Raw genomic sequence first — 12224 nt, forward strand, 5'->3', positions numbered from 1 at the left:
GATATTGTCGAATGCTGATAAAGCTTATTCGGCATGGTTGCATGATAATGGCTTTCAGCTTGATAATGGAAAGCATTTTAAGTTGTTTTGCTATTCGCGTTTTCAATTTGAGAAATATTGTATTTTGCGAGATGCTCAGTGTATTAATATAATAGGAGATAGGATTGAATGGTATGTCAGTTTTCTGCCAGAGAAGAGCACGGCAGAGTTTGTGCATGGCTTGTTTGCCAATCAGCATGTGGTGATTGGAAATAGGGCGTATCGGGTAGCTATGGATGTGGTTGGCGTTGAAATTCAGGCTCCATTTAGTCCTTCAGATGAATGCAGGTTTAGAACACTTTCCCCTATCTGTGTGAAATTGCATAAGGATAATAAAATAGTTTATATAGGTCCAGAGAGTCCTCTTTATGAACAAGCCTTACTGAACGGATTACTTTCTCGCTATCATGCAGTTCATGGCGAGCCATATGATGGCGAGGTGTTCTGTCATTTTAATCTGATAAGTAGTCCTAAGGAGAAGCTGATAACTATAAAAGCTAATACAAGAGGTGAAACTCGCGTGAAAGGCTATGATTTTAGATTTTCTATGTCGCTACCTTCGCCCTTGATGCATATTGCCTATGAAGCAGGGTTAGGCGAAGAAACAGGTATGGGATTTGGAATGATAGAAGTTGTTTGATAGAATAAGGTATTTATTATGTATGTAGTAAAGTATACAGGGGTTTTTGGTTTTATCAAACCATGGACAGCAGTAAGAGATTCACTTACTTACAGTCAGCAGTTTTTAACTCCTTCTATTATAGAGGGAATAGAAAAGAAATTATTTCCTAAACTTCTAAATGAGGCAGGGATTCATTACATCATGAGGCATAAATTATGTTATGATGTAATAGATATTCAAAAGGAGAAAACGCAAGCTCGTGGATGGGAAAATAAAACAAAGGAGAAGCGTATGGTGCGTAATCAGTCAATATTAAATAGAGGTGTAATGCTTAATCCTGTACTTTATTTATGTTTTCCCGATAAGGCTTTAGCCCAAAGAGCTTCCCTGCAGCATGTTTGTCTGTGTCGGAATGAAGATCTTTTGTTCCCAATGTCAGAATTGTTGGAATTATCAGAAGAACAATTCGCAGAGTTATCGGGCTTTGAACTTCGTTTTGGCAAATCAAATGAATCGTTTTTAGTAGGATTCAATCGCTTTGATAATAATAGTCCCATGTATGGTTGGTTAGAGATTAGTGGAAAGCCTGTATTTAGTTTATGACACATGAACACATTTTAGCGAAGCATGAGGGCATGGGAGCTATTCCATTAGCAGCCCACCTTCAAGAGGTTGCAGCTGCAGCTGTGGTCATTGCACGGAATGGCGGGCTTAATGAATCTTTAGCTCGTAAAGGTGCAATACTACATGATATAGGGAAGGTGAGTCCACTATTTCAAGCACAGTTAAAGTATGGTTATGTTCGCCCTCCGCATTTTATATTCCGCCATGAAATAGCATCTTTATTTTTTCTGTCTTTATTAAAAGAGGAGGAACGTCCTGAGATATTAGAAATGATCATCGCTCATCATAAATCTACGCTTAACGATGTCAGCCATAAAGGTCTGCTGGATTTAGACGATAATCTTAGAGATTGTTTTAAGACTCATATCTGTGGGTTTCAAGATTGGCGTGTCCCTGCTTTAGAGATATTAGAAGATTTGGGAATACAAGGACATGAAATATCAGTCGAAGAAGCAAGAGAGAACTATGAATATGCTGTTGATTATTGTTGGTCTATGAATGATGGTTGTTCTCGGTGGAAAGGAGTTTTAATGGCAGCCGACCATTATGCTTCAGCCTTGTCAGAAAAAACAGAAACGAATTTGGAGAAGCTATTTGTAAAACCAAATCTAACTTTTTATAATCGGGAGAACGACTTATATCCCTTATCTTTGATTTCAACAGTAGATAGTCGGCTACATACTATTGTTACGGCACCAACAGGAGCAGGAAAAACAGACTTTCTTTTACGAAGATGTAAAGGTCGAGTGTTTTATACGCTTCCATTCCAGGCTTCTATCAATGCTATGTATGATCGGATTAAGAGCGATATTGGCGATACTGGTGCTCAGATTCATTTATTGCATAGCACCTCAGAACTTAAAGTTGAGGATTGTTGTTTAGAAGAACAAATCATGCAACGTCATATAGGAGCTTCTGTAAAGGTGCTGACTCCCCACCAAATGTCTTCTATAGTTTTTGGCATTAAAGGGTATGAGGCTATGGCAGAAGATCTTCGTGGTTGTGATGTTATTCTTGATGAAATCCATACTTATTCTGGAGAAATTCAATCCATAGTGCTACGTATTATTGAGATTCTTTTAGTTTTGGATTGTAGAGTTCATATTGGTACTGCTACAATGCCAACTGTATTATACAAGAAAGTGTTAGCGCTGTTAGGGGGACCAACTCATGTATATGAAGTATCTTTGCCTAATCCTATATTGCAAACGTTCAATCGGCATATTATCCATAAGATAAATAACTGGGAAGATGGTTATGGTATAATAGATCATGCTCTCAAAAGTGGTAATAAAGTGTTGTTAGTTTGTAATCAAGTAAAACAATCTCAACAGCTTTATGCAATTCTTTCAGACTTATATCCTAATGTAAAAAAGATGTTGATACATAGTAGGTTCAAACGTCAAGACAGACAACGATTGGAAACTGCACTGAAAGAAGATTTTAATATGTCAGATGAAAGTTGTATCGTGGTATCTACTCAAGTTGTAGAAGTAAGTTTAGATATAAGTTTCGATTTAATGATTACTGCGTGTGCACCCATAGATGCTCTTATTCAACGTTTTGGCAGAATAAATCGTAAACGCACAAAGCAGACAATCGGACATTATAAAGATATTTATGTGATACCCCCCAAAAAGGAAAAAAGTGATGCTCTTCCTTACAATCTTGATGTTTTGAGACGAAGTTATGATGCACTTCCTTCTGATTGTATTCTTGAAGAAATGCATGTGCAGGAAATGTTAGATAAAGTATACCCACAGATAGAAGTTGCTAATATAGATTACAGTGGGGCTATTTATGTTAATGGGGAATGGCAAATTAAGCAGTTATGTCATCATGGTAAGTCTGCACTATTAGATACTTTAGATATAGATGTGGCAGTTTGTATTGTGGAAAGTAATCGAGAATTGTATGAACAAGGACATCCGAATGAAAGAATTAAATTTGAAATCCCTATCAGCTATAAGGCAATTGCTTATAAAAAACTTGACGTATCCCAACAGGGACATCATCCTTATATAATTCCAGATAGAGCTTACTCTGAAGAGATGGGGTTATTGATAGATTATGTTAACCCAGAATATTATCAATCATTTGAAATCATTTAGTATATGGTAACAACAAATATAGGAAAAATATTCTTGCAGGCGTATAATGTAAAATATGAGAAGAATTATACTGCCAAAGAGTTTTTTGATAAAGTATTCTTCCCGTTAGTTTTGGATTCTCCAAAATATTTGCAATGGGTTCAAAATTCTCCTTTTGTACAAAAGAAGAAAGGAAAGCGAGTTGAAACTCTTACAAGTGGGGAGCGTAAGGAAAGATTATCTGAGTTTCATCAAAAAATTCTTATGGGGAGTCGAGATGCAAGTGTGGCTCTAGGGTATGCTGCTTCTGATGAGAATAGTTTTGCAACTACTTCTGGACAAGTAACGAATATGGAGTTATCTATTACTGCGGAAGATGTTTACTTGTCTTGGATAGGTGCCTGTTTAGGATTAGGTGTGAAAGGAGGAATATCTATTCTTTTTGATCAACCTGCTTTACTATTGGATATATTTGAAGGTTGGGCCGTTTATCGTAAACTGTTAGATGAGGTTCCAGCATTGAAAGGAAATCAATTGTCCTCAGCATGGAATGCTCAATGGCTTATACATAAATATGCAAGGGAATTTAATCCAAAGAAACCTTTAGCAAATTTTGTTCCTTATGATAGGACAAATGGGAAATTAGAAATTAAAGTTGAATCTTGGACATTACTGTTAATCAGAGTATGTCAACATTATACGAATCCCAAGATGTTAGGATATGTCTATGGATTCGGAAAGGTGAATACAACGATAGGCTTTATACCTTTCGTATTAAGTCAGATACGCCGTTCTTTTGATTTTTATGATAGACTCTTTCAAATGGAACGGGGAAAGGCAGAGCCTTTGTGGGGGACTGCATTCGGTTTGCAAAAAGCTTGTGAAAGAGGTATTGTTGGCTTATCAGCAATGGAACCCAAAGGACTTCGAGATTATATTTTGGCTAAAAAGATGCCGAAGTATAAGCAAGAAAATCAACAGCAAACAATTTTATTTCATACATATATTACATGGATTATAGCTATGCTAAACAATGAAGAATTATGGGCAAAGGCCCTGGAGTTTGCAACAGTGTTGCAGAATTTCTCAAAAGAAAGTAAACAAGGTAAGACTATTAATGCTCGGAAAGTAGACGAGGTGCTTAAGGCGATAAGTAAGAGGAAGTTTATTGAGGCTTTAGTGGAAATTGTTGGTAATTCCACAGAGGTAGATGTGATAACCAATATTGCTTCTTTAGTGAATACAATGCCAACAGAAAATGTTCCTTATTTTCTTACATTAGTAAGGTTCAGATATGCAGAAATTAATAATAACAAATAACTAATTAACTATGAATCCATACATTTATTTAAGAGCATTAAAGCATGCCGATCACACAGTGTTCTGTGTTTCTGATGGTCAGAAAAGTTATTATGATCCACAGTTTAATAGAGCTGTTCCTTATTCAAGCGGACAGCAAGTAAAGCGCTCTATTTTGCAAATGGTTGTTGATGAATTAAATGTTCCAATGGCTCCTATTACTTTTAATTATAATATAAATGCTCAAAAAAAACTGGGATACAAAGAACCCTGGTCACCTTGCGATCCAATGTATGTCGATCAGTTGTTAGGAGGTTGGATGAAAGCTTCTGGAGATGGCCCTACATTTAAGAGACGTAGTCCTTTGTCAATCTCTGCAATGAGGGCAGTGCATCCCTTATTGGCAGGGGTATATATGGAAAATATTTCTTTTGATAGAAGCGACCGACCTGATTACCATCCTGTGAATGTTAGACTTGAAGGAAGTGATAAGTTACTCACGGAGGAGGAGATAGAAAAATATTTGTATGACAATAACCGTACGCTATCTCGCAGGGATTGGATTCAAAATAATAAGCGTGCTAGCGGTTTGTTTGTTGCAGATGTAGCTATAGATCTACGAACACTTTTTTGTGTGTCAGTCAATCAGCATGAGCCGGAATTATCTAAGGATAAGATAGAAGAACTAAAAGAGAACGGTTGGATTGAGAGTGAAAACATCTTTGGTAGATGTTTAGTTTTACCAAAGGATAAGAGAGATGAAATTATTCCAGCTTTAGCACATGGTCTTATTAACTGGCGTATTACCTCCAATCAATCGAGGACGTTTAGCCTAATGGAAACTTTGGCTGTCGCCATTAGTGATAATGCGAGCAGTATTCCTGCATCGATTCGAGCAAAGTTATTTGATAATGGTGAGAATCCTAAAGCTATACCCATTATCGATGAAGCTGTAGGAGCAGATGTCTTTGTTACATTACCTTGTGCTGCCTATGTGCAAACAGAGTCGGAGAATGTTGATGCTCTTAAAAAAGCAGAACAAAAGCTAATTGAATTAATGCGTGCATTTGATTACGAAAAGCAGCTTTGATTTCGATATGCTGGCAGACATATAAAGAATGTCTGCCAGCCTTAAAGTATAAATTTTATGTTCATTACCGGAACTCATTTTAATTATTATCAGCTTTGTAGGCGAAAGTTGTGGCTGTTTGCTAATGGCATAAACATGGAACATAATTCGGACTTGGTGTATGAAGGCAAACTGATACATGAAGATAGTTATCCGCAGCGCTCGGTGAAGTATGAAGAAGTTGCGATAGATGGCATAAAAGTAGATTACTATGATGCTCGGAATAAAGTTATTCATGAGATTAAAAAGTCGAATAAGGTTGCTAAGGCGCATGAATGGCAGCTGAAATACTATATGTATGTTTTCGAACAGCATGGTATTAATGGGGTGAAAGGAATATTGGAATATCCTGAGCTTAGAAAGACATCGGAAGTAGTATTGACAGATGTGGATCGCGAAAATATTGCTTTAATCCAGCAAGATATCTGTAAAATTATAGAACAGGAATTATGCCCTCCTATAGTGAAGAAAGGTCTATGTAAGAATTGTAGCTATTTTGAGCTCTGTTATTCAAATGAGATGGAGGAAGATTTATGAAAAGGAGTTTCTATTTGTTTAATTCGGGATTGATGGAGCGTAAAGACAATACATTGAAGTTTACGCCTATTAGCATAGATGAACAAGGAAATGAAACGAAGCAACCATCTCGTTTTATTCCGATAGAGGATGTTGCTGAATTATATGCTTTTGGTAGTTTGAAAGCGAATAGTTCTCTATATAATTTTCTGGGGCAACGCGATGTGCCTGTTCATTTCTTCGATTATTATGAGAATTATACAGGGAGTTTCATGCCTCGTGCAGGACTGCTTTCGGGAAAGGCTTTATTAGCACAGGCAAAAACATATCAAAGTTCGAAAAAACGGGTAGAGCTGGCAAGAAAGTTCATTCAAGGTGCGGCATGGAATATGGTGATGAATTTGAACTATTATAATAGGAGAGGAAAAGAACTTGAAGGGCAGATTGCCGAAATGAAAGAATTTGCACAAACTCTTCCTGAAGCGAAAACTGTTGAAGAAGTGATGGGAATAGAAGGGAATATTCGTAGAATTTATTATTCTGCTTTTGATATCGTACTTGATGATTTTAAGTTTGGCAGTCGCACGAAGCAACCTCCAGAGAATGAAGTGAATGCTTTAGTTTCTTTTGGTAATATGATGTGCTATACAGAAACGCTACGCGCAATTCATCAAACACAACTGAACCCTACGATTAGTTTTCTGCATAAGCCGGGAGAACGCCGTTATTCTTTATGTTTGGACATATCTGAAATCTTCAAACCGATTATAGTTGATCGGGTCATATTCAAAGTACTCAATAAACATTCGCTTCAAAAGAGTCATTTTGATAGGAAATTGAATCGTTGCCTTCTAAATGATAAAGGGAAAAAGATTTTTGTTGCAGCCATGGAGGAACGTTATAATGAAACATTCCGTCATCGTTCCTTGGGGCGTAATGTGAGTTATCGCCATCTGATAAAACTTGAGTGTTATAAGCTCTTGAAAGATATACTCGGGATAGAAGAATATAAACCTTTTAAGATGTATTGGTAATTATATGTATGTTATCCTGATTTATGATGTGGCAGAGAAGCGTGTTAGTAAAATGCTGAAATTGTGTCGGCAATATCTTTGTTGGATACAGAATTCTGTGTTTGAAGGCGAACTGTCAGAAGTTAAACTGCGGGAGTTGCAGTATAAGATAGGAAACTTAATTGATAAAAAAGAGGATAGTGTGATAATATTCTCTAATAAAAAGGGTTATCATATGAGTAAGGATATTCTTGGCAAGGAGCGAATGTCAACAGAGAACTTTCTGTAAAGTTGTCGATGTGTAGGAATAGGTGTCCTTTTCATTTTCCCGTAGATGCCCAAATTGCTCTTTGACTTCTTGAAGCACCTTATATAAAAGGAAATGTCGATGCTCTATGGAAAATATATCATTGGGCATCGACATTTTTTCAATGATTTTTATTACCTTTGTATTGTTGAAAACATTAGTGTTTATCAGTCCTATCTCTTTTAAAAGAGCGGGTTATAATTGAACCTTATTGGAATTGAAATCGAAGTCGAGCGTACTCTCTTTCAGTCCCCATTTACGGTTATAATTGAACCTTATTGGAATTGAAATAAGTGTTACAGCTATAGCACGTTATCTTCTGTGGAGTTATAATTGAACCTTATTGGAATTGAAATCAGTAGATTGATTCGGTCATATCATCTGCAACATGTTATAATTGAACCTTATTGGAATTGAAATGCGCAACCTCTAATTGATTACGCTTAACAATATCTTGTTATAATTGAACCTTATTGGAATTGAAATACACTTACGATGTAGACAAGGACGGGCTGACATTGTTATAATTGAACCTTATTGGAATTGAAATGTGGCTTACACCGTGCCATTCACGAACAAGACGGGTTATAATTGAACCTTATTGGAATTGAAATTTGCTGACATTATGCGAAAAACAAATGTCGGATCTGTTATAATTGAACCTTATTGGAATTGAAATCATTTCCAGCAACAGCGTGACAAGGTCACTGGTGAGTTATAATTGAACCTTATTGGAATTGAAATCGCTTTGAAATAGCTTCAATCTTCGCACGCTCTCTGTTATAATCGAACCTTATTGGAATTAAAACCATGAACACACAAACGAGTAAGTGCACCGCAACACGATTATAATCGAACCTTATTATACTTAAACCATCTTCATACTTAGCTATAATTGCAGCATGAGTGTATTTATGTTGCGCATACTTTTAGAAGGTTTTTCTGCGCCCCCGCCTTTTTTCCCAATTACTTTTACATAGAAAAAAGTGGTAGTTCCTATGGTTTAATAAAGAAAAAAGAATTTAGCGTGTCGGCTGTTTACGATATACCGAGCGATGTTCCTATGGTTTATTAAAGGAAAAGGAGAGGATATAACGACTTTGTTATTTTGAACGGATGTTGAGAGAAGAGTCATTTCACGCGATTTTTAGTTCTCAATTACAGACTGTTTTCATAGAAAAAGGCGAGTAATTTGCATCAAGTGATCAGCTGTTATACATCCCCCTGATTAACAGTCAGGGGGTCGTTCTGTTGATAACAACAAATCATGAGTCATTCATTCTCAACCACCTGATGAATCGTTGTGTGCTGTTTAAAAAGCGAAATACAGCAATGACGGGCATCGTGAAAATCATGTTTCCCTATGTCAAAGCATCTTTGACACCCCCAATCCACTTTATACAGCCTTTATAAACTGGGGCAATATCGGATGATGCATGTGCCAATCTATGCTCATGGGTTTATCATCGCGCGATGAAATATAATCTACTAAGCCGAAACAATAGAAGGGACAGGTGTTATTGAAGCCGTCTGTTTTATCTGCTCTGACAAAAAGCAGAAACTTTTTCTTGTTAATAGCTTGTTCCACATACCGCTTTCCACGCCCTTCATGCGTATCCGTATTCTTTGATTTCCAATGAAATTGACGTTCACTGACTACGTAATCATCATACATTGTCGATACCGAAAAGTCTTTATCTGATTTGTTTAGTGTCACAAAGAGTAATTCGGTGTTGCGCTCCTCAATATTAAACACACCCGAAACACTGCCTTGCATACGCTTTTCTGCTGTCTGCCGACCGAAAATAGTGAATATCTCTTCACGCGTATAACAGCCATATTGTTCTAAGGCCTGTGGCAAATCCTCGCCAATGGGGAAGGTCTTGATATCAATATTCGAAAGCAAATATGCTGTGAGTTCTTTGACTTCATCAACAAACAGCGTGTATTTTTTGAAGTTTCTCAAAGCTTCTTCGATGCTTTTTACACCCGTTTTACTGATTTTATCGAGGTAAAGCGTATAATAAAACATCGTTCCGAAGACTCTTTCTCGTTCGTCATCAAATCGTATTTCATCAGCATTGGTCAATAGATGTTGAATAAAATGTAGATAAGCCACACTGTTATTATGCACCAAATTCGCAATACCTTTTTCATAATGACTGGTGTTTTCATCTCTCTCATACGTGCAAAGTCCGGCTTCTGCCTTTAGTTTTGTCCAACAATAATTATTTTTATAGATTATGCGCACATCTTGTCCGTTGTTCTCTATAAACTCTTTTATCGTCGGAATATGGTCATAACTACGAAGTTCTTGAATGAGACGACGCCGATTATACACTGCTGCCTTGATGTTTTCTAAAACATATTGTTGCGCCTTCTCTTCCATATGAATAGAACAACCATGTGGAAGCAGCGTGAATCCGTCTTTCACTTGATCAACAACGCTCTTGTCTTTGCGCACCATGAGGCTGCGAAAACGACTTGTAAAGTCATAATTTTTGTTGAGTTGTGCCACAAAGTCGAAAACCGTGAGTAACAGTTTACCTGGATAAAGACGTAAACCACGCCCCAATTGCTGTAGGAAAATCGTCAACGATTCAGTGGGACGAAGGAACAACACGACATCAACTTCGGGAATATCCACGCCTTCATTGAATATGTCTACCACGAAAAGATAGTTTATTTTGCCTTTCGCTAACTCGCGGTTTAATTGCTCTCGCTCACTATCTCGGTCAGAAGTCAGATAGTCGGCATTCAAACCAGCAGCATTAAACTGCTCAGCCATATAGCGTGCATGCTCTTTTGAAGCACAAAAGCCCAACGCTTTACATTTAGTTTCATCTGGAAGATAGTAGTGGAGTTTATTGACAATCAGTCCCACGCGTTCCTGATTACATAATTTTTCGGTTAATTTCGTCGCAATATATTTATTTCCTTGCATCAAATCTTCGGCTCTTAAATCGGTATTATCACAGATACATAGATACTGAAATGGGGTGAGTAAGCCTTCGTCAAGAGCCATAGGAAGTCGAATTTCAGCACTAATCTGGTTGCCAAAGTCTGGTAATAGGCTTATACCATCCATACGTTCAGGCGTTGCAGTGAGTCCAATGAGCAGCTGAGGCGTAAAGTGTGTGATAATGTTGCGATAGCTATCAGCCGCTAAATGGTGTGCTTCGTCAATGACAATATAATCATAATAGTCAGTGGGGAGGTTGCTAAAAATCTCATCATACTTAGTGTTGAACGTCTGAACAGAGATAAACAGGTTATCAATTCCATTCATTGGGCGTTGTTGTCCCACCCAAAGTTCGCTGAAGTTTGCATCTTGTAGCACATTCCTATAGGTCATTTGTGCCTGTACGAGAATCTCTTTGCGATGTGCAATAAATAGAATCTTGTGACTGTTGGGATGCGTTTCAACAAAAAGTCGATAGTCAAAGGCTGATATTACAGTCTTTCCTGTTCCCGTAGCCGCTACAATCAGATTGCGGTTTAGCCCTTTCTCACGAATAGCAATGAGTTTATCAATGATTTGTTTTTGGTGGGGGAGTATTGTGTATTTAGTGAAACCACCAATGGTTGTGCCTTTTGTTGTTCGCTGAGTTTGTAGTTCTTGATAGAGCTTTGCTATGCCTCCATCTTTAAAATCCTCAAAGTTCTTGCTGTTCCAATAGAGGTTAAATGTGGCGAGTGCAGTCTTAATGATGTGTGGATTTTCTACGTTTGTCACGCGAATGTTCCATTCTAACCCATCCGTTTGTGCTGATTTAGAAAGATTAGACGAGCCAATATAAGCTGTACTAAAGCCTGAATTGCGCTCAAAGATATACGATTTGGCGTGTAATCGCTCAATCTTTGTGTTATAAGAGATTCGGATTTCTGTGTGAGGTAATTGAGAAAGACGTTCAACGGCTTTGGCTTCGGTCACTCCGCAATAAGTTGTTGTGATGACGCGCAACTGATGTTGAGGATTATCACAAAACTTTTTAAGTCTATCATAGATAAGGTTCAGGCCCGAAAGTTTTAGAAATGAAACGATGAGATAAATCTTATCGGCACTCTCTATGTCGCGTTCTATTTCTGCATTCATAGATATTTCGCTTTGCCCTCCAGTGAAAAGGTTACTGATTCTAAATCCTGTCATTGGGCGAATTGCCTCTTGATGGGTTGCTTTTAGCCGTGCTTCTTCTTGTGCAGAGACTACCGCTGTGAGCATTTGCTGATGGTCGGCAATATGATCTTCTTTAGATACTTCAAGAATTTCTATCAATCGGTTGACGAAATTCACGCGTTCTTCTGTTGAAAGTTGTTCATCTGACAAGCGGTTTACTAAGATTTTGTGAACGTGTTCAGCCAACATCGATGGTGACTCGGCTTCATCGATGAACTCTTTTTTACATTCTAATCCTTTATTTTGCGTTTGTTCAATGTCGTGTTTCAGGTTATTTGTAATCAGATTCTCGTATACTCCTTCAAGTAATTCCATGTCTATTAAGTTTAATGATGCACAAAGCAGCTAATGAACTAACTCAACTTATCGCTGCAAGTTTACGAAAATAATATGTAAACCGCAATAAAT

General features: G+C 37.5%; 9 protein-coding genes and 1 CRISPR repeat array. Of the genes, 8 read left to right on the forward strand and 1 reads right to left on the reverse strand.

The features are described from left to right. The 8 genes from cas6 to cas2 form a co-directional block, all read left to right on the forward strand. The coding region (gene cas6 / locus HMPREF9145_RS04655; RefSeq protein WP_021825215.1) for a CRISPR-associated endoribonuclease Cas6 at window positions 1–679 on the forward strand (679 nt) is incomplete at its 5' end. 18 nt (window positions 680–697) lie between these two features. Then, complete coding sequence (locus HMPREF9145_RS04660; protein ID WP_021825232.1) at window positions 698–1264, forward strand: hypothetical protein; 567 nt, start codon at window positions 698–700, stop codon at window positions 1262–1264. Then, window positions 1261–3396: a CRISPR-associated helicase/endonuclease Cas3 gene (locus HMPREF9145_RS04665; RefSeq protein WP_036906613.1), complete on the forward strand. Its 2136-nt coding sequence runs from the start codon at window positions 1261–1263 to the stop codon at window positions 3394–3396. The genes HMPREF9145_RS04660 and HMPREF9145_RS04665 overlap by 4 nt, the downstream gene beginning before the upstream one ends. A gap of 3 nt (window positions 3397–3399) precedes the next feature. Further along, window positions 3400–4695 (forward strand): hypothetical protein, encoded by a 1296-nt coding sequence (locus HMPREF9145_RS04670; RefSeq protein WP_021825230.1) that lies wholly within the window; start codon window positions 3400–3402, stop codon window positions 4693–4695. Window positions 4696–4705: 10 nt separating this feature from the next. After that, the gene (locus tag HMPREF9145_RS04675; RefSeq protein ID WP_021825227.1) at window positions 4706–5764 is read left to right on the forward strand and encodes a hypothetical protein; all 1059 of its coding nucleotides are present in this window, start codon (window positions 4706–4708) and stop codon (window positions 5762–5764) included. A 57-nt stretch (window positions 5765–5821) separates the two neighbouring features. Beyond that, window positions 5822–6340, forward strand: coding sequence for a CRISPR-associated protein Cas4 (cas4, locus tag HMPREF9145_RS04680; protein WP_021825221.1), 519 nt, complete (start codon window positions 5822–5824; stop codon window positions 6338–6340). Next, on the forward strand, window positions 6337–7353 hold the full coding sequence (gene cas1b, locus HMPREF9145_RS04685) for a type I-B CRISPR-associated endonuclease Cas1b (protein WP_021825201.1): 1017 nt from the start codon (window positions 6337–6339) through the stop codon (window positions 7351–7353). The genes cas4 and cas1b overlap by 4 nt, the downstream gene beginning before the upstream one ends. Window positions 7354–7357: 4 nt before the next feature. Continuing rightward, a complete protein-coding gene (cas2, locus tag HMPREF9145_RS04690) occupies window positions 7358–7621 on the forward strand; it encodes a CRISPR-associated endonuclease Cas2 (protein ID WP_004373516.1) in 264 nt (87 codons plus the stop codon). Between the two features lie 212 nt (window positions 7622–7833). After that, window positions 7834–8448: a CRISPR direct-repeat array (repeat unit 30 nt; unit sequence GTTATAATTGAACCTTATTGGAATTGAAAT). 587 nt (window positions 8449–9035) lie between these two features. Here the strand turns inward: cas2 and HMPREF9145_RS04695 are convergent. Beyond that, window positions 9036–12131 (reverse strand): DEAD/DEAH box helicase, encoded by a 3096-nt coding sequence (locus HMPREF9145_RS04695; protein ID WP_021825234.1) that lies wholly within the window; start codon window positions 12129–12131, stop codon window positions 9036–9038. Window positions 12132–12224 lie beyond the last annotated feature (93 nt).

Origin of the sequence: Segatella salivae F0493 (assembly GCF_000477535.1) — a bacterium.
Lineage (GTDB): Bacteria > Bacteroidota > Bacteroidia > Bacteroidales > Bacteroidaceae > Prevotella > Prevotella salivae.

Excerpts from the sequence above, each read along its gene's own strand:
- HMPREF9145_RS04675 (WP_021825227.1), top strand. The coding sequence starts at position 4,706 with ATGAATCCATACATTTATTTAAGAGCATTAAAGCATGCCGATCACACA.
- cas4 (WP_021825221.1), top strand. The coding sequence starts at position 5,822 with ATGTTCATTACCGGAACTCATTTTAATTATTATCAGCTTTGTAGGCGA.
- cas2 (WP_004373516.1), top strand. The coding sequence starts at position 7,358 with ATGTATGTTATCCTGATTTATGATGTGGCAGAGAAGCGTGTTAGTAAA.
- HMPREF9145_RS04670 (WP_021825230.1), top strand. The coding sequence starts at position 3,400 with ATGGTAACAACAAATATAGGAAAAATATTCTTGCAGGCGTATAATGTA.
- HMPREF9145_RS04665 (WP_036906613.1), top strand. The coding sequence starts at position 1,261 with ATGACACATGAACACATTTTAGCGAAGCATGAGGGCATGGGAGCTATT.
- HMPREF9145_RS04695 (WP_021825234.1), bottom strand. The coding sequence starts at position 12,131 with ATGGAATTACTTGAAGGAGTATACGAGAATCTGATTACAAATAACCTG.
- HMPREF9145_RS04660 (WP_021825232.1), top strand. The coding sequence starts at position 698 with ATGTATGTAGTAAAGTATACAGGGGTTTTTGGTTTTATCAAACCATGG.
- cas1b (WP_021825201.1), top strand. The coding sequence starts at position 6,337 with ATGAAAAGGAGTTTCTATTTGTTTAATTCGGGATTGATGGAGCGTAAA.